15 protein-coding genes are annotated in these 19,878 nt (G+C 33.6%); 10 read left to right on the top strand and 5 right to left on the bottom strand.

Features of this window, described 5'->3' with window-relative positions:
• Positions 1–212: 212 nt before the first annotated feature.
• The gene (locus Q7C23_RS19320) at positions 213–1,730 is read left to right on the top strand and encodes a helicase HerA-like domain-containing protein (protein ID WP_375034027.1); all 1,518 of its coding nucleotides are present in this window, start codon (positions 213–215) and stop codon (positions 1,728–1,730) included.
• Between the two features lie 198 nt (positions 1,731–1,928).
• Here the strand turns inward: Q7C23_RS19320 and Q7C23_RS19315 are convergent, their stop codons facing one another.
• On the bottom strand, positions 1,929–3,272 hold the full coding sequence (locus Q7C23_RS19315) for an FAD-dependent oxidoreductase (RefSeq protein ID WP_375034026.1): 1,344 nt from the start codon (positions 3,270–3,272) through the stop codon (positions 1,929–1,931).
• Positions 3,273–3,665: 393 nt separating this feature from the next.
• Here Q7C23_RS19315 and Q7C23_RS19310 point away from each other — a divergent pair, with 393 nt between their 5' ends.
• The 7 genes from Q7C23_RS19310 to Q7C23_RS19280 all read left to right on the top strand — a co-directional run bounded on the left by Q7C23_RS19310 (position 3,666) and on the right by Q7C23_RS19280 (position 10,451).
• A complete protein-coding gene (locus tag Q7C23_RS19310; RefSeq protein WP_375034025.1) occupies positions 3,666–4,259 on the top strand; it encodes a GNAT family N-acetyltransferase in 594 nt (197 codons plus the stop codon).
• A gap of 86 nt (positions 4,260–4,345) precedes the next feature.
• Complete coding sequence (locus Q7C23_RS19305) at positions 4,346–5,185, top strand: alpha/beta fold hydrolase (protein WP_375034024.1); 840 nt, start codon at positions 4,346–4,348, stop codon at positions 5,183–5,185.
• 123 nt (positions 5,186–5,308) lie between these two features.
• A complete protein-coding gene (locus tag Q7C23_RS19300; RefSeq protein ID WP_375034023.1) occupies positions 5,309–6,055 on the top strand; it encodes a helix-turn-helix domain-containing protein in 747 nt (248 codons plus the stop codon).
• 77 nt (positions 6,056–6,132) lie between these two features.
• Positions 6,133–7,665, top strand: coding sequence for a serine hydrolase (locus Q7C23_RS19295; RefSeq protein WP_375034022.1), 1,533 nt, complete (start codon positions 6,133–6,135; stop codon positions 7,663–7,665).
• Positions 7,665–8,165: a nuclear transport factor 2 family protein gene (locus Q7C23_RS19290; protein WP_375034021.1), complete on the top strand. Its 501-nt coding sequence runs from the start codon at positions 7,665–7,667 to the stop codon at positions 8,163–8,165. Before Q7C23_RS19295 ends, Q7C23_RS19290 begins: the two co-directional genes overlap by 1 nt.
• A 230-nt stretch (positions 8,166–8,395) precedes the next feature.
• Positions 8,396–9,844: a serine hydrolase gene (locus Q7C23_RS19285; RefSeq protein WP_375034020.1), complete on the top strand. Its 1,449-nt coding sequence runs from the start codon at positions 8,396–8,398 to the stop codon at positions 9,842–9,844.
• A 157-nt stretch (positions 9,845–10,001) separates the two neighbouring features.
• On the top strand, positions 10,002–10,451 hold the full coding sequence (locus Q7C23_RS19280; protein WP_375034019.1) for a hypothetical protein: 450 nt from the start codon (positions 10,002–10,004) through the stop codon (positions 10,449–10,451).
• 85 nt (positions 10,452–10,536) lie between these two features.
• Here the strand turns inward: Q7C23_RS19280 and Q7C23_RS19275 are convergent, their stop codons facing one another.
• Positions 10,537–12,924, bottom strand: coding sequence for a penicillin acylase family protein (locus Q7C23_RS19275; protein WP_375034018.1), 2,388 nt, complete (start codon positions 12,922–12,924; stop codon positions 10,537–10,539).
• A gap of 113 nt (positions 12,925–13,037) precedes the next feature.
• Here Q7C23_RS19275 and Q7C23_RS19270 point away from each other — a divergent pair, with 113 nt between their 5' ends.
• A complete protein-coding gene (locus Q7C23_RS19270; RefSeq protein ID WP_375034017.1) occupies positions 13,038–14,600 on the top strand; it encodes a hypothetical protein in 1,563 nt (520 codons plus the stop codon).
• Between the two features lie 180 nt (positions 14,601–14,780).
• The gene (locus tag Q7C23_RS19265; RefSeq protein WP_375034016.1) at positions 14,781–16,592 is read left to right on the top strand and encodes a hypothetical protein; all 1,812 of its coding nucleotides are present in this window, start codon (positions 14,781–14,783) and stop codon (positions 16,590–16,592) included.
• Positions 16,593–16,649: 57 nt separating this feature from the next.
• On the opposite strand, the gene Q7C23_RS19260 is transcribed toward Q7C23_RS19265, so the two are convergent.
• From Q7C23_RS19260 to queA, 3 genes are all read right to left on the bottom strand, one after another.
• The gene (locus tag Q7C23_RS19260; protein WP_375034015.1) at positions 16,650–17,075 is read right to left on the bottom strand and encodes a YMGG-like glycine zipper-containing protein; all 426 of its coding nucleotides are present in this window, start codon (positions 17,073–17,075) and stop codon (positions 16,650–16,652) included.
• A 238-nt stretch (positions 17,076–17,313) separates the two neighbouring features.
• Positions 17,314–18,591: a kynureninase gene (gene kynU, locus Q7C23_RS19255; RefSeq protein WP_375034040.1), complete on the bottom strand. Its 1,278-nt coding sequence runs from the start codon at positions 18,589–18,591 to the stop codon at positions 17,314–17,316.
• 174 nt (positions 18,592–18,765) lie between these two features.
• Positions 18,766–19,815, bottom strand: coding sequence for a tRNA preQ1(34) S-adenosylmethionine ribosyltransferase-isomerase QueA (queA, locus tag Q7C23_RS19250; protein WP_026983475.1), 1,050 nt, complete (start codon positions 19,813–19,815; stop codon positions 18,766–18,768).
• Between the last annotated feature and the right edge of the window lie 63 nt (positions 19,816–19,878).

Here is a 19,878-nt window from a genome sequence, read left to right as displayed (position 1 = left end):
TGTGATAAAACAAAAAACAGAACGATTTATGGGAAAATTACAACGTTTTAGTAAATATTCAAAGATTCCGTTGATATCTTCTTAAAAAGTTGCGAAATTTTTTTTTATTGTATTTTTAATTCGAAAAAGCTTTTTCCTACTAAAAAAAATAATGACAAATTGTTAAAAAACAAAGCAATACTCTTATAATCATCTAAATTACAAATAAAAACATGAATAAAAAAGATAATTTCATTCAAGATATAAATGCAGGTTATCTTTCTAAAGGTGATAGTATCACTTTAGGAGGTGCTATGCTGGATGGAGAAGCAATTGCAGAGGCTCATGTAAAAATTCCTCTTAAAACCTTAAACCGCCACGGACTAATCGCCGGTGCAACCGGAACTGGGAAAACCAAAACAATTCAGGTTTTTTCAGAACAATTGTCCAATGCCGGAATTCCTGTTTTGATGATGGATATAAAAGGTGATTTTAGTGGAATTGCCAAAGAAGGAAAAGAGGAAGGTTTTATTACTGAGCGACATGCCAAAATAAACCTACCTTATAATATAGCTTCATTTCCTGTTGAATTAATGTCCTTGTCAAAACAAGATGGTATTCGCTTGCGTGCAACTGTATCTGAATTTGGTCCAGTATTGTTTTCTAGGATTTTGGATCTTAATGACACTCAGGCCGGAGTGGTTGCCGTAATCTTTAAGTATTGTGATGACAATCAAATGCCTTTATTAGATTTAAAAGACATTAAAAAAGTCATCAATTATATTACAGAAGAAGGTAAAGACGAAATTGCTGCAAGTTATGGCAAAATCTCAACTGCTACAACCGGAACGATTTTAAGAAAAATTATTGAACTCGAGCAACAAGGTGCCGATTTATTCTTTGGAGAATTATCTTTTGAAATTGATGATTTAATGCGAATCGACGAAAACGGGAAAGGTTACGTAAACATCATCCGCTTGACGGATATTCAGGATAAACCTAAATTGTTCTCGACTTTCATGTTGAGTTTATTGGCTGAAATCTACCAGAAAATGCCAGAAAAAGGAGATTCTGAACAACCTGAATTAGTGATCTTTATAGATGAAGCACACTTAATCTTTAACGAAGCTAGTAAAGTCTTATTAGAGCAAATCGAAACGATTGTAAAACTGATTCGTTCTAAAGGTATTGGTGTTTATTTTGTAACGCAAAACCCAATGGATGTGCCGAGCGGTGTATTGGCTCAGTTAGGTTTAAAAATTCAACACGCACTTAGAGCTTTTACAGCAAACGACCGTCAGGCAATTAAAAAAACAGCTGATAACTACCCTACTTCTACCTATTACAAAACAGAGGAATTGCTTACTAGTTTAGGAATTGGGGAAGCATTAGTTACAGCTTTGAACGAAAAAGGAGTTCCAACCCCGCTTGTTGCGACTATGATGCGCGCACCTGAAAGCAGAATGGATATTTTAACGTCAACAGAAATCGACGAAATAAACAATAAATCGAAACTGGTTAAAAAATACAACGAGGAAATGGATCGTGAAAGTGCTTACGAATTACTAAACAAAAAAATCGAAGAGGCGACACAAGCTGCAGCCGAACAAGAAGAACAAGCACCAACAAGATCATCAAAATCTGAACCAAGCACGGCAAGTGTTGTTGGGAAATCGGTTTTGAAAGTCGTTACAAGTGCTACCTTTATAAGAGGTGTTTTTGGTGTATTGTCAAAAATCTTCAAGAAATAAAAAAACATTTCACCATATAAGTCATATAAGTCCATTTAAAACTTTGCGTTTAGATTAAATAAACTTATATGATTTAAAAGTTTTACGCATTTTAAAGCAATAGATTGATTCTACAAGAAACCCTACAGGTTTTTAAAACCTGTAGGGTCTACTGCATATATAAAATGAACTTATATTACTTATATGGTGAGAAAAAAATTATGCGTTTTGCAATAATTCAAGAATCCTATTTTCTACTTCTGGCGTGTTCCAAATATTTTCAATATTATCTAATTTCAGTACTTCTTCCATAATTCCGTTTTGGAAATCTCCAATTGCCAAAGCTTCGGCGTATGGACGGTCACTAAAAGTTACACGACTGTAAAGCGGAATCCATTTATCAGGATATTTATCTGAAAATGCTTTTTCGATTTTCTTTTGTAACAAGAATTTCTCATCAGCAGTTTTTGTACTCATTTCCATGAAATTACGGTACGAAAGTTCTGCAATGGCATCGGCATTCGGCTTTCTTGAAATTTGATATTCAGAAAAAATATTTTTCCAGTCGTTTCCGTATTTTTCGATCATTTCGTTTAAAACCGTAATATCTTCAAAACCGGCATTCATTCCTTGTCCGTAAAAAGGAACAATGGCATGACAGGCATCTCCAATTAAAGCAATTTTATCTTCATACGTCCACGGAAAACATTTCATAGTGACCAACGTACTGGTTGGATTCTTAAAGAAATCTTCTGCCAGCTTCGGAATCACCTCAATCGAATCCGGGAAGTTTTTCTCGAAGAAATCTTCTACCATTTTTCGGTCAGTTAAAGATTCAAAGGAATTTTCACCTTCAAAAGGCATAAATAAAGTACACGTAAAACTTCCGTCTAAATTAGGAAGGGCAATCAACATGTATTTACCTCGTGGCCAAATATGAAAAGAGTTTTTATCCAGTTTATGAGTAGCATCGGCATTAGCCGGAATGTTCAATTCTTTATAACCCATATTCAAAAATTCCTGCGAATAATTGAACATGCTCTGGCGTTGCATTCTGTGACGGATTCTCGAAAAAGCACCATCGGCACCAAAAACCATATCGTATTTTTTCTCATCCCACTCCCCTCTTTCGGTTTCACCAATATGCAAAGTCGCATCGCTTAGCGTCACATCCCAGATTTTTTGGTCAAATAAAAACTCCGCTCCGGCCTGTTCTGCAAGATCAATCATTTTTCGGTTCAAAGTTCCCCTTGAAATCGAATAAATCGATTCACCTTCCTGCCCGTAGTTCTGAAAATTGAGTTTATCGACCAAATGAATCGCACGTTTGTCCATCGGAATCGCAATTTCACGAACCGCATCTCCAACGCCAACACCATCAAGTGCCCTCCAACCACGATTAGACATAGCCAGATTAATGGAACGACCTGAAAAATTAATTTTGCGAATATCAGGACTACGATCATAAACATGAACGGTGTGGCCTGCTTTTTTAAGATAAATTGCCAATAACGATCCTACTAATCCAGAACCTACAACAGCAATTTTTAGTGAAGTTTGCATCAAGAAAAATCTAAATATAAGATCGTAAAAATAAGTAATAATTCTACAAGAGCTTAAAAATAAAGGAAATATTTATGATTTATATGGGCATGACCCGCCGAAAAAAGCGGGTCGGGCTATCCACTATATTCCCGATTAACAAAAACTACGGCTAAAAAGCCTTGTTTTTCTAAATCGGGAGATACCGTCTCTATCCCTCATGCAAGACCCGTTTTCATAACAAAATCCAGTTTTTATAGCTTTATTACAAATCCGAAAAGGGCTATTTTAGCTGAAGAAATAATCCCGCAATCCCGATAGCTATCGGGAGCAAAGGCACAAAGTTTTATTTTTAAGTTCAGTTTGTGTAAAAAAACTTAGTGTCTTTGCGTCTTTGTGGCAAAACTTAAAACCATGAATACCGAATTATTACAATCAAACATCATTTTAGAAAACGAACGCGTTTTATTACTTCCAGTTGAAAACGAAAGAAACATCGAACTCAAAGAAATTATTTTCGATGATGAAATCTGGAAATACATGGGAATGTATATACGAACTGAAACTGAATTCGAAAATTATATTCAAAATACCTTAAAACAAAAAGCAGACGGAATTTGTTATCCGTTTTTGATTATTGACAAAGCCACCAACAAAGTTGCCGGAAGCACTCGTTACGGATACCTAAATCATGCAAGTCAAAAATGTGAAATTGGCTGGACCTGGTACGGAAAAGCATTTCAGGGAATAGGCCTAAACAAAGCTTGTAAATACGAGTTACTGAAATTTGGTTTCGAAAACATTCAATTTAAAAGAATACAATTTAGTGCTGATTTGGAAAACAAAAAATCACAAAGAGCGATTGAAAAATTGGGTGCCGTAAAAGAAGGAATCTTTAGAAATAATTATGTCGATTCTCAAGGAAAGAGTAAGGATGATGTTTATTATAGTGTAATTTTGGAGGAATGGGAAACCACTAAACGACAATATTTTACAGAATTCCTATAGAAAAACAAATTCAATTTGAAACAAAAAAAGAAATAAGTCGTCTAATAACATTAGAGATTAATCATTATTTTCAATAAACCAAAAACATGAAAAAACTATTCCTTTTATTTGCAGTTCTCTTTTTAACTTTTGCAGAACTTTCAGCTCAAACCGAAACTCCAATCCCATATGGAAATAATAAAGAAGCCGGAAATTTTAAACAAATCAACGGTATGCAGATGTATTATGAAGTTTATGGCAGCGGAACACCATTAATTTTACTACATGGAAATGGCGGTTCTATTAAAGGGCACAGCAAAAAAATTGAATATTTCAAAAAGTACTTTCAGGTAATAGCTATTGACAGCAGAGGTCATGGAAAATCGGTTGATAATTCAAACAAACAATTAAATTACAATCAAATGGCAAATGATGTAAGCGTTTTATTAGATTCTCTTAAAATCAAAAACGCTAATGTTTGGGGTCAAAGTGACGGTGGAATTTTGGGTTTACTTTTAGCTATTCATAATCCTGACAAAGTCTCAAAATTAGCAGCTTTTGGCGCCAATTTATATCCGGGCAAAAAAGCTGTTTACCCAGAAATCGACAAACTCGTAATGGATACCTTGAAAGCAACAAAAGATCCCAGAACTAAAAATCTTTATACACTATTAGCTTATCAGCCAAATATTAAGGATAAGGATTTGCAAAAAATAAAATGTCCGGTTTTGATCATGTCGGGTGACCGGGATGCTATTACATTAGAACATTCTATTGAAATCTTTAGCAACATCGAAAACTCTAACTTTTTTGTAATGCCGGGAGCAACTCATTTCGGCTCGTATGAAAAACCAGAACTTTTTAATTTAGTAGTATTAAGTTTTTTCAACGACCCTTTTAAGAAAACTTCGACAATAGATATATTTACAGGAAAAGTTAAAAGATAATTATAAGAAAGGCTGTTAATTCAGCCTTTCCCCTTTTAATCAAATGACTTAACTTAATTCTTAGCAAACATCCAAATGAACCTATACTCCGAACATTATGTCACCAAAACTTGCGAGCGGTTCGTGAATAAAATTTGGTGTCTCGACAACAGTATCGGCGAAAGCCTGATTGAAAACAAACTCGTTTTACCCAACGGCTGTTTTAATCTCGCTATTGTGAGCGGAAATGCGATAGAAGTTCATACGAGCAAACAAAAGTATGAAATAAACGAAGGATTTTACTTTTGCTCCCAAATGACCAATAAAGTTTTGGTCAATATTCAACCGAAAACAAAAGTTATCATCATACAACTACACGCCTGGACGCTTTCGTTTTTCCAAAAATATGATTTAAACAATTTTACTGATTCTATTATCAAAATCGATTCGGCTGAATTGCCTTTTAAAGTAAACTTAAACAGCGATATTTCTGTTTTATTAAATACGATTAATACCTACTTTGAAGAATTACATTCTATTAATAAATCAAAAAATACAATTGAAAAAATCTGCGAAATCATTAAACTTAGGAATGAAGAAATTTCGGTTTCGGAAATCGGAGAAAGTTTAAATGTTTCACAGCGTTTGCTTCAAATTAAATTTAAATCAGCAACTGGACTCACGATTAAAAAATACATTCAGATTCTGAAATTCAGAAAATCGGTCGATCAAATGGTAAATTCTGGGTTGGATAAATTAAAACTGACTGATGTTGCACTTTACAATCAATATTTTGATCAATCGCATTTTATAAAACAATTCAAAGATGTGACGAAAACAACTCCAAAAATGTTTAATTCGGATTTGTATTTTCTTTCCAAAAAAAGATAACATTTCGCATTTGTACAATTTTGTGATGAACGATTGATTTAATTTTGCAAAATCATCAATCAACAATCAATCACAAAATGAAAATCAACAAATCAATTTTCCATTTAAAAACCATTTTAATTGGAATCCTGTTCTTCCAAATCCAATTTGGATTCTCGCAGGAAGAAAAAAACTCGGAATTGTACAAAACTATTATGTCAAAAGACAGTCTTCTTTTTAATGTTGGCTTTAATACTTGCGATGTAAAACAGTTTGAAAATCTGTTTAGCGACGATTTTGAATTTTACCATGACAAAGACAGCATTTCTGATAAAGCTGAATTTCTTCGTAATTTTAAAAAAGGCTTATGCGGCTCACCAACTACATATAAAGCCAGAAGATATTTGGTTTCAAATAGCACAGAAGTTTATCCTTTATACAAAAAAGGGATTTTATACGGCGCGATGCAAATGGGTATTCATCAATTTTATGAAAAATCAGTCGGCAAAAATGAATCATTAGCAAATGCAAAAGAACATTTTGGCAGTACAGCAAAATTCACTCATGTTTGGCTTTTACAAAATGGTGTTTGGAAACTAAGAAGATCTTTTAGTTACGATCATCAGTTAACAAGTACTGCTGGTATAAAATCATCCATTTTTGATAATGATCAAGAAATTAAAAAATGGCTAGCGCAAAATAACATTCCAACTTTAGGAATTGGAATTATCAACAACGGAAAACTTCAGGAAATAAAGATATTTGGCGAACTTAAAAAAGGAATTGCTGCGCCATACAATACCATTTGGAATGTAGCTTCATTAACCAAACCTGTTACTGCAATCGTGGCTTTGAAATTGGTAAGCCAGGGAAAATGGAATTTAGACGAGCCTTTAGATAAATATTGGATCGATCCGGATATTGCCAGCGATCCGAATCATAAATTGCTGACTACAAGAATTGTCTTAAGTCATCAAACTGGTTTTCCGAATTGGAGATTTATGAACGAATCTAAAAAGCTAGATTTCAAATTTAAGCCCGGAACCCAATACTCCTATTCAGGCGAAGGAATGGAATATTTGCGACTAGCATTAGAGAAGAAATTCCATAAAACATTGGATCAATTAGCAGATGAATTGATTTTTAAACCGCTAAAAATGAATGATACTAAATTCATTTGGAACGACATAATCGATGTGTCAAGATACGCCATTAATTATGACAATAAAGGAAACGCTTACGAACCGGTTAAAAACAAAACCGCAAATGCTGCTGATGATTTATTAACCACAATTCAGGATTACGGCACTTTTTTATGCAGTGTAATTAATGGTGACGGTTTAAGCAAAAAGGTTTTTGAGGAAATGAACTCACATCAGGTTGCTCAAAAGAAAAAAGACAAATATTTTGGTTTGGGTTTTGAAATATATGATTTAGGAAATGATAATTATGCCTTGTCGCACGGTGGCGCTGACCAAGGTGTTCAAACCTTATTTTTTCTTCTTCCAAAAACAAAACAAGGCTTGATAATTTTTACAAATGTTGACGATGGCTACAAGGTTTATGAAAAGCTTCTTTTGAATTATCTTGGAGAAAACGGACAAAAGCTAATTGATATTGAAACGAAATAATGAAAACTAATAAAATCAAAACTATGGAACCCATGATGAATGTATTAATTCTTTTCATGCTTTTTTTAAGCAGAGAAGCAAAAGCGCAGACCAATAGTGAAGTTTTAAAAATGGACGTTTTAAAAACAGAAATCATAAAAATGGACAGCTTATTATTTGATGTTTCTTTTAATCAATGTGATGCTGCACTTTTCAAAAAAATAATAGCTGACGATATAGAATTTTACGACGATCGTTCCGGGTTAAACACCTCAAAAGGAAATGAAATAAAATCACTACTGGATAAATGTGGAAGATCTGAGAAACTGACTAGAAAATTAAACTCCTGCACCATTGATAAATTAGGTGATTTTGGAGCCTTACAAATTGGCGAACACACTTTCTATGTTGATGGAAAGCCTAGCGGAACTGGAAAATTTGTTCATATTTGGGAGAGAAAAGACAAAGATTGGGTACTGAAAAGAATTGTTAGTTATGAACATAGAGCTATTAAAAAATAGCTCTTTTTTTGTCCCATTTATTATTTTTTAAAGAAATACAAAAAAAAGTAGATTGCTGTGAAACCAAATCGCTTTTGAATCGTCTAACAAGAATCGAACGCGAACATCATCATCATTTTAATTTGTACATTCGTATAACAAATTAAAATTCAGATGATTAAATAGTTTCAATCATCAATCAAAAAATCAAACAACGAATCATTAATCTTAATCAATAATCATCAATGACCATGAACAAATCAATCAAACTAATTGCGGTGTATTTTATAGCGACACTGTCTACTTTTAGCGTTGTAGCGCAAGACAAAGCAAAACAAATCGATCAGCTTTTAAGTAAATACAACGAATACGGGCAATTTAACGGATCTGCGCTAGTATCTGAAAACGGAAAAGTCATTTTCAAAAAAGGATATGGTTCTGCCAATATGGAATGGAATATTCCAAACCAACCCGACACCAAATTCAGATTAGGTTCAATAAGCAAACAATTTACTGCTTTCCTACTTGTTAAACTTGCAGAAGACGGAAAACTAAAACTTGATGTTCCAATTACCACTTATCTACCCGATTATCCAAAAGCAAACGGTGATAAAATAACGATTCATCATTTACTAACGCACACTTCCGGAATTCCAAATTATACCTCAGCTCCCAATTTCTTTAAAGAGAAAAGTAGAAACCCCTATTCGCCAGAAGAATTTGTAAAAACATTTTCGAGTTTGCCACTTGAATTTACGCCTGGCGAAAAATTCAATTATAGCAATTCCGGTTATTTTTTACTAGGATATATTATCGAAAAGGTTTCAGGAAAAACCTATGAGCAATATTTACAAAAAACCATTCTAACGCCATTAAAAATGGTTAATACAGGATATGATCACAGTGAAATTATACTTAAAAACAGAGCTGCCGGTTACGAAAAACAAGGCAAAAAAATCGTCAATTCTGCTTATTTAGATATGAGTCTTCCGTATGCAGCAGGATCTTTATACTCAACTGTTGAAGACTTATATATTTGGGATCAGGCACTTTATACTACCAAATTGCTTTCTGAAAAATCTATGGAATCCTTGTTCAAACCTTATATAAAAGCCGGAGGTAGTTCTTACGGCTACGGATGGTTTTTAGAAGAAGCTCCAAATGGAGACAAACCTAAACTAAAAATCATTGAACACGGTGGAGGAATTAACGGATTCAATACGGTTATTTCTCGCATTCCAGCTGATAAAAATCTAGTAGTTTTATTAAATAATACTGGCGGAACTATTCTTGATGAAATGAACGCAGGCATTAGAGCTATTTTATATAATCAGCCTTTTGATCAGCCTAAAAAATCTTTGGCTTTGGAACTTTTGGACACCTACTCAGAAAAAGGTGCTGCCGCCGGAACTGACACTTATAAAAAACTAAAAAAAGATCCAACTTTTGGCATTAAAGAAAATGAAATAAATAGTGTTGGCTATCAATTATTGCAAAATGGAAAAAAGAAAGAAGCTATAGAAGTTTTCAAAATTAATGTCGAAAACTTCCCTAAATCCGGTAATGTTTACGATAGTTTGGGTGAAGCTTATTTAGCTGATGGTGACAAAAATCTGGCTATTGCGAATTACACTAAATCTGTTGAACTGGACCCACAAAATGAAGCAGGCAAAAAAGTTTTAGCCGAAATTTCAAAATAATAAAATAAATCCTTAAAAAATTACAAACCAACTTCGATAGTGCCAATTAAAAAAGGTATTATCGAAGTTTTTTTTGTTACAATTTCTAACAATCAAGTTTGATAATTTATCTTAAAAAATACTATTTTAGCCCCGCCCAAAAACATTATAATAACCTATGAAAAATCTAAAAAAGCATGCCTTTTTGGCCTCACTGCTATGTCTGTTCATTACTAATATCTGTAGTTCTCAAACCAATCCGCCACCGCCGGCAATGCCGACACAGCAAAATAAAATTATCGTCGATAAAATTATCGAAGCGGCTCATTACAAAACCTATGTTGTCGATTATTGTCTGACTAAAATAAATGAGGCATCCGCAAAAGAAGGCTGGAACGAGCAAAAAGCAATGGAAATTACAGAAAGCATCAATTACAAAAATTTCAGAGACGCTATCTACAATATTTTTGCTTTTTATGATGAAGTCGAATTAGAGACTTTATTAAAAGCCTATGAAAAAAATACTGCGTATCAGACCACAAACATTATGACAACAAATAAAGTGTTGCTTAATAATCTGAATATTTTCGCGAATGATATTGTTAGGGGCAAATATATTTCTAAGTAAGGCACTAAGATTCTACGGTTCTAAGGTTTTTATACTAACCTTAGAACCTTAACTTGAAACCTGAAACAAAGAAAACTTGAAACTATTACTTTTTCGGTTTCAAAACCAACTTCGTTGATGTCTTTATGATTTCTTCTTTATTCAGTTTCATTTTTCTGAATTTGCCTGCATTAAACATTTCAGCCTGGTCGTGGTAATGTTCGCTAAATGGGTTTCCGGATTGTCCTGTTGGAATAATGCTCCAGCTGTTTTCAATATCAGAGAAATCTACCACTCTTCTGGTTGAAGGACCTCCTTTAACGTAATATTTCCCTTCATCATTAAACCCAAAAAACTGGTTATTAATCACTTCATTTGATCCGGGAGCTGCAAAAGGTCCAACATTAAATAATTTGCGAAGTGCGGCTACTTTTCCTAAAGGATGTTCGTGTTCAACAGTATGTACTTTTCCCCAGTTCCAATCTCCAATTGTACTTCCTAATTGCGTTGTAAGTTGTGAAACGGCTTCATGAAACGATTTTGAAACAATTTGGTTTCTGGTTTCTTTTACATTTTTAGTTTTGATATTATCCCACCAAAGTGAATTCTCATTAACAATCTGTCTCGCAATAATTTGTTTTCCTAAATGTGTTCCAAGAAATATATTAAGATCTTCCTTACCCATTTCGTCTTCAAAAGTATTTTTCAAATACAAATAAATCCATTTGTTGTAAATCGTTGGGGCAACATCTTCTAAATTGGTAGTTCCTTTCCAGGCTTTCAAAACATTTAGCACTTCTTTTTCTTCAGCTGAAATAGTCTTAGTATCCAGATTCGCAATTAAATTCCGAACAACATCCGTCGCAACCGAAGAGGTATTATCGAAAATCATTTTACTAATCGCCTCTTTATCCCAATCTGATTTTGCATCCATTAAGCCAGAAATTCTTTTGGCACGATCTTCAGGCAAATAATAACCCGGATACAAATAACCATCAACAGCTTCCGGTTGATTATTAGCAGAATACACATAACCCCATTTCGGATTTTCAGCCGATGGGTTTTTAGTAAAATCTAAATATTCTGTAATATCATCTTTTCCAGTTGCACCATCTAAGATAAAAAATGAATTTACTCCTTTGTTATGTTTATAAAGCGTTCCTGTCGCCCACCAGGCCACATTTCCTTTCGCATCTCCATACATTACATTCAATCCCGGCGCAGCAACCAATTGCACAGCCTTTCTAAAATCATCTTTGCTTTTCGCGTGCGAAAGTCCATAAACGGCATCCAAAATCTGAATGGGTTGTTGGGTATAAATCCAAGACATCGCGATTGGTTTTTTACTTTTTAGGTTTGCCAATACATCATTCATGATGGGTCCATGTCGGCTTGATTTAACCGTCAAAACCACATCTGAAGTATCTTTTATTTTAATGGTCTTCTTTCTCGATTCATAAGCTGCAAAACCCGTTGGTGTTTGATATTGATTGGCATCATTTACTTTGTTTGTTTCCTGATAAAAATCGATATCATCATTTTCAAACATTGTCAAACCGTAAGCATAATCGCGGTTGTGTGCCAATAACGGAAATGGAGTTCCGGCCAAATAACAGCCATACAATTCATGATCTGGTGTTACAATATGTGCTTCATACCAGGTGGCAGGCTGCGAAAACCCAATATGTGGATCATTTGCAAAAATAACTTTTTTGTTTTTTGTTCTATTTGGTCCTACTACCCAACTGTTACTGCCAACAAATGGTGGTATTGGAGATTTATCCAACAAACTTGCAACTGATTTTGAAATCTCGCTGTACTCTTCCAGATTCTCTTTTGAGCTTCTAATTTTGGTTGTATTAAATTCTCCTTCAATTCCCAAATCTTTAATATATCCAGCTCCATATTTGGCACGAAGATCAGTCAATAACGGATCTGTTTTTTGAGCCATCGCAAAACTGAAAGACATATATCCAAAAATATTATAAACGTCTTTTATCGTAAATTTTTCCTTTTTTACACCCACCAAAGTAAATTCAATTGGCGTTACTCCTTCCTCCAAATATTGATTTATTCCATCCAGATAGGCCAACGTTAACTTATAGCTTTCACTGTTTTTATCTAATTTGGCAATGGCTTTCGCCGATGCTTCTTCGATACCAATTCCGGAGAAAAACATATCATTTTTAAGTGCAACTGATCCGAATATTTCTGATAATCTTCCCGGTGCAATTCTTCGAAGCAATTCCATTTGCCATAATCTTTCCTGTGCATGAACATAACCCAAAGCTGTCATTGCATCTTTTTCAGAATCAGCATAAATATGAGGAACACCAAAGTCATCAAAATAAACTGTGGTTTCTTTCTGCAGATTTTTCAACTGTAATTCACCTTCATATTTAGGCTTCAAATGAAAAATATAGGCACATAAACCTATTCCTAAAAGGACAATTATGATTACTACAACCAACAGTATTTTTTTAATTTTCTTCATATTTAAAAAAGTATAGGTACAAATGATTCGATAATGATGTAACTTAAAGACGTAATCCTATAAGAACATCATTCTTTAAAAGTCTAAATTTATATTTAAAATCAATACAATAAATGTCAATCTACAAAAAAATAGCGATCGGTGTAATTTCAATCTTTGTTTTTGTGCTTTTAATCAATTTCGGACTGAATTATTGGATTAAAAAACAGCTGCCGATTATTATTGAAGAAAAAAACAAAACTGCTTATCATATTAATTACGAGAAAATTGAAGTTTCACTTTGGTCCAGAAATATCTATGCCGAAACTTTATTGGTTCATCCAAAAAATCAGCTTGAAAACAGCAAAGTAAAGACTGGAATTTTTTCTAAAATTGAATCTATTACTATTAAACATTTTAATATTTGGGATTTAGCTTTTCGCGATGTTATTCAGGCTGAAAGTATCATTATTAATAAGCCCAGAGTTATTTTATACAAAAAGAACGACAAGCTTTTAAACAATAGCAAAAGCATTCGAACTGAAATTATAGAACCGTTTCGAAAAGTAATTGCGGTTTCCAATATTTATTTAAATGACGGAAGCATTGATATTGTTTACTTAAAAAATAGTAAACCAATTTTCAGTGTCAAAAACATCCTGCTGAAACTCGAAGGCATTTTAATCACAGATGCGACTTTAAAGCAAAAAATTCCGATGCAGTACGAAAAATACGTTTTGGTTTGTGATAGTTTATACTATAAACCAAATCAATTTTACAGAATGGATATTGGTCAAATAAGCACGGAAAACAATTTCTTGAAAGTAAAGAAGTTTTCAATGCTGCCCGAATATAACCGAAAAACCTTTGTTCAAAAACTAGAAAAAGAAAAAGACATTTATACGCTAAAAATAGATTCAGTCCACATCAATAAAATGGATTGGGGATTTAAAAATGATCGTTTTTTCTTCAAGGCAAATTCAGTTGTGATGAATCATTTTGATGCGAATATTTACCGTGGAAAAATGCCAAAAGATGATTTAAGCAAAAAATATCTTTACAATCATTTGCTGCGAAATCTTAAATTCCCGTTACAAATTGATACTTTACAGGTTTTAAAATCAAAATTGGTTTATGAGGAAGAAATTGATTTTTCGAAAGGTCCCGGAAAATTAAATTTTGATCAGTTTAATTTACAGGCAACCAATCTTCGAAGTGGTTTTGGTTTAAAAAAGACGGCTGATGTCAAAATCAAAATCAATTGTCAATTCATGAAAACCTCTCCTTTAGATGTTGATTGGAGTTTTAATGTTTTAAATCAAAAAGACAGTTTTCATATTCAGGGTGTTATTTCAAATTTTGAAGTTACAGCCATGGGGCAATTCAGCAAACCTTATATGAATGCTTCCTTTACGGGAGTTTTCAATAAATACCGCTTTAATTTTTATGGAAATGATAACATTTCAAAAGGAAACGCTTCTTTGGATTACGACGATTTAAAAGTCAAATTATACAAGAAAAAAGATCCTGAAAAAGAAGCTAAGCTAAAATCTGCGATTGTTAATTTATTGGTCAAAAATGATTCAAAAGAAAAAGCAAAAACGGTCGATGTCGAAGTTGAAAGAATTCAGGAAAAATCCTTTTATAACTTTTTATGGAGAAGCATTGCAGAATCTTTAAAGAAGATTTTGATTTAGTTTTTTAACCACAAATTACACTAATCTACACTAATTTTTAGCCCCGATGATAAAAAAGTAATTCGTGTAAATTAGTGTAATTCATGGCAAACACTTTTCAAACCCACTATAAACCTGACAATTATCAGGTTTTATAACAATCCTTTTTCCAACATTTGTTTTTATTTTAATTGAAAACAAATGAAAAAAATACCCTTACATACTTTCCATATTCCGGTGATGGGGCTTGCTTATACGATTGATAGTCCGATTAGAGTAGCGCAATATGGAATTTCATCGGTAATTTCGATTGCTGATGATGATCTCATTGAGAAAATGCGTAATTTCTATAGCACGAAATTTAATCTTCCCTACGAAGAAATAAGTCAGAAATTTCACGATTATCGTGCGGAAAGAATTACATCCTATTTAAATCTAGTCGACAAAATTGTCAAACAAAAATTTGAAAGTTTTAAAACGGAATTAGCTGAAAGTAAAACTGCTGTAGAAAACTTTATGTCGATGTTGCCCAATACTTCAGACATCAAAAAAGGTTTTCAAAATTTACTGGAAGACGGAATTTCATTCAAGGAAAATATTCAAAATTATATTGAATCGCATCTTTCTGTTGGAGAAATTGATGTGAATATCATGACTAAATTAGACAAGGATAATTTCATTAAAAATAAACAATTACCTCTTGAATTTAATGATGCGCATGCTGCCTTAAGAGGTTTTGCAAACAGTAATCTTGAATCTTCAGTAGTACTTTCTGCCGGAATGAATCCAAGGCTATATAGTTATTTTGAGAATTTTTCGGATTTCTTTCCGAATGAAAATAATGAACTCAAAAAGAAAATCATTTTAAAAGTAAGTGATTTCAGATCGGCTATGATTCAGGGAAATTTTTTAGCAAAAAAAGGACTTTGGGTTTCTGAATACCGAATCGAATCAGGCCTAAATTGTGGAGGACATGCTTTTGCAACAGACGGCCTTTTATTAGGTACAATTTTAGAAGAATTCAAACAGAAAAAAGAACAGCTAGTTCAATCGGCTCATGAATTAATGGTAAAGGCATTACAGCAAAAAGGCGCGTATTTTCCTGATCAATCTTTAAATCTAAAAATTACCGTTCAGGGTGGCGTAGGAACTTCAGAAGAACATGAATTTTTATTAAATAGTTACAATGTCGATTCTGTTGGCTGGGGCACTCCATTTTTATTAGTTCCCGAAGCAACTTCTGTCGATCAGACCACCCGAAATTTATTAATTAAAGCGAAAGAAAGAGATTTATATCTAAGTCATATTTCGCCTTTAGGAGTTCCTTTTAATACTTTGAAAGGAACAACAAATGAAATTTTGAAACAGAAACGAATCCAGGAGAATAAAGCAGGAAGTTCATGTCCAAAAAAATTTCTGGCATTAAGCAAAGAATATGATCCACACGGAATTTGTACTGCTTCAAAAAAATATCAGGATATCAAATTAGCAGAATTAGAAAATATAAAAGAAAGTCTTTCTGCTGATGCCTTTGAAAAATCAAAAATAAAAATCACCGAGAAATCATGTTTATGTGTTGGTTTGGCTAATTCCTCCTATTTAGAAAATGATATCAAAATAAAAGGTCAGGCGCAAGGTGTTGTAATTTGCCCTGGGCCTAATATGGCGTATTTTGATCAGGAAGTTTCTTTGAAACATATGGTAGAACACATTTATGGAAATAAGTCGGTTTTAAGGGCTAATAATCGTCCCAATTTATTTGTGAAGGAATTGAAAATGTACGTTGAATACTTTAGAAATGAAATTGAAACTATTTCAGGAGAAATCACCGCCAACCAGCTTAAGAAATTGAATAGCTTTAAAACAAATCTTTTAGAAGGAATTGAATATTATCACAATTTGTTTGAATCTACTTTTTATTTTAAAAGTGAGACTGAAAAAATTAAATATCAAATTGATTTTTATAAGTTAGAACTAACCTCTATAGAAATTCCTTCGCATGAAATGGCATAAAAAAGAAACCCCGATTTAGAGTTCTAAATCGGGGTTTCTTTTTTATATAATTGTATTTTATTCTTTCTTTTTACTGCCATCGATTATGGCACCTGTTCCGGCTCCAACTCCGGCTCCGGCCAAACCACCAATAATGGCACCTTCACCTTTTTTCTTACTAATGATGGCTCCCGTTGCAGCACCAACTCCGGCACCAATTACAGCCCCTTTAGCGGTAGAACTCCAACCTTTCTTTTTGGTTGTTGTGGTTGTTGTTGCAGTCCCGTCTTGTTGATGTACTACTACCACTTTTTGTGCTTCTACTTTCTGTTCTTCTTGGATTTGAGCCATTTCCGTTTTCATTGAATCGATAATTCTTTGTTTATTAATTTCAACTTTCATGGAATCAATGCTGGCTTGTTTTGCTTTATTGACATCTTCTTTTCCCTGGTTTTGACAAGAAACAATGGATAATACGGCAAATAATATATATAAGGCTTTCATGATTGTAGTTTTAATGATTATACACTACAAAGTAAAGGAGATGCTTTTTGTTGATGTTATATGATTTGGAAGAAAGCTTACAGAATTTCATGATCTGACATTTTAACCGCAAAGATCGCAAGGTTTTTACGCAAGGTTCGCAAAGTTACCTCCTGTCTATAATGGCAAAGTCGCGAAGTCACAAAGAAATAAAACTTTGCGACTTCGCGACTTTACGAGATTCTTTCTTATAACTAATTTATTCTCCTAAAATTCCTTTTTTCAAAATTTGTCCAAAATCGTACATATCCTCATAAGAGCAATACAAAGGAACTGGAGCTAATCTGATTACATTCGGTTCACGCCAATCTGTAATCACTCCGTTTTTCATTAAATAATCGAATAAGCTTCTTCCCTCCCCATGTAAAAAGACAGATAATTGAGAAGCTCTTTCCAAAGGATTTGAAGGTGTAATAACTTCGAAATTACCTTTAACTTCTTTATCAATTTCATGTAAAATGAATTCTAAGTAAGACGTAATATGGTCTCTTTTGGGAATTAAAGCATCCATTCCAACTTCAGCAAACATTTCTACTGATGCTAAATAAGGTGCTAAAGAAAGTACCGGAAGATTACTAATTTGCCACCCTCCTGCTCCGTGAACGGGATCGAAAGTTGGTTCCATTTTAAAACGACGTTCTTTGTTGTGTCCCCACCAACCTGCAAATCTTGGTAAATCAGGATCATTGTGATGTTTTTCGTGAACGAAACATCCAGAAGCATTTCCAGGGCCTGAATTCATATATTTATAACTGCACCAGGCAGCGAAATCTACATTCCAATCGTGCAATTCTAATTTTATATTTCCCGCTGCATGCGCTAAATCCCAACCCACTTTTGCACCCGCTTTTTGTCCGGCTGCTGTGATGGTTTTAATATCGAAAACCTGTCCCGTATAATAGTTCACTCCTCCAATTAAAACCAAAGCCAATTCATCGCCAACTTCTTCAATTTTTGCTAAAATATCTTCTAAACGAATATTATGTTCGCCCTCGCGACGTTTGATTTCAACAATTGCATCTTCTGGTTTGTATCCATGAAAATGAACCTGACTTTGAAACATGTATTGATCTGAAGGAAAAGCTTTTTCTTCGCAGATAATTTTGTAACGTTTGCCTTTTGGCTGGTAAAAAGAAACCATCAATAAATGAAGATTCACAGTCAAAGTATTCATTACCGTAACTTCTGAAGGCAAAGCTCCCACTATTTTACTTAACGGTTCAGCAAATCTTTCCTGATAATCCCACCATGGTTTTTGCGCATAAAAGTGACCTTCAACAGCCAATTCTGCCCAGTCATTCATCACTTCATCAATATAAGCTTTGGTGCGTTTTGGTTGTAATCCTAAAGAGTTTCCTGTAAAATAAATTACTCGTTTGTCATTCACTTTCGGGAAAATAAACTCATCCTGATAGTGATTTAAAGTGTCTTGCGAATCAAGCTCTCGTGCGAATTCGCGTGTATTTTGAAAAGTCATTGCGTTTTTGTTTTGAGGCGTAAAAATAGGAAAATGTTTCTTCTGTTTCAAGTTTCAGGTTTCAAGTTTAACGTTGAGCACAACTTGAAACCTGAAACCTGAAACTTTAAAACACTTTTAAAACCAAAAAACCCATCATTAAATGATGGGTTCTTTATTTAAAATATATCTCGATTAGATAATCAACATCGCGTCTCCATAAGAGTAGAATTTGTATCCTTCTTTGATTGCTTCGTCGTATGCTTTTTTCATTAAATCATGTCCACAGAAAGCAGAAATCATCATTAATAATGTTGATTTTGGTGTGTGGAAATTCGTGATCATACAGTTTGCAATACTAAAATCGTGAGGAGGGAAAATGAATTTATTTGTCCAACCTTCGTAAGGATTTAAAGTATTTTGAGAAGAAACTGAACTTTCAATAGCACGCATTGAAGTTGTTCCAACAGCACAGATACGTTTTTTCTTTGCTTTTGCTTCGTTTACGATATCGCAAGCTTCTTGTTTTATGATCAATTCCTCAGAATCCATTTTGTGTTTCGATAAATCTTCAACCTCAACCGGATTAAAAGTCCCTAAACCAACGTGAAGTGTAACCTCAGCAAAGTTTACTCCTTTGATTTCTAATTTTTTCAAAAGGTGTTTTGAGAAGTGTAAACCTGCAGTTGGTGCAGCAACAGCTCCTTCTTCTTTTGCATAAATAGTTTGGTATCTTTCAGCATCCTCAGCAGTTACTTCTCTGTTGATGTATTTAGGAATTGGAGTTTCTCCAAGTTCTGTTAATTTGTTTCTGAATTCTTCGTAAGAACCGTCATATAAAAAACGTAAAGTTCTACCACGAGAAGTTGTATTGTCAATTACCTCAGCAACTAACGAATCGTCATCACCAAAATAAAGTTTGTTTCCGATACGGATTTTTCTAGCCGGATCAACCAAAACGTCCCAAAGACGTTGCTCTGAATTTAATTCTCTTAATAAGAAAACCTCAATTCTCGCTCCTGTTTTTTCTTTGTTTCCGTACAAACGAGCAGGGAAAACTTTTGTATTGTTAAGAATTAAAACGTCTCCGTCATCAAAATAATTGATAACATCTTTAAACATTTTATGCTCTATAGTTTGTTTTGCACGGTCAATTACCATTAAACGAGACTCATCTCTATTTTCTGCTGGAAATTCCGCTAAAAGTTCTTTTGGTAAATTAAATTGAAAATGTGATAATTTCATACTTGAATTGTTGATTTTAAAGTGTAGATCTTAGATTTTATATCTAAAATTATAAATCGTGTG

It is taken from the genome of Flavobacterium sp. LAR06, assembly GCF_041946075.1.
GTDB lineage: Bacteria > Bacteroidota > Bacteroidia > Flavobacteriales > Flavobacteriaceae > Flavobacterium.
This window is presented reverse-complemented; position numbering and strand designations above follow the sequence as displayed.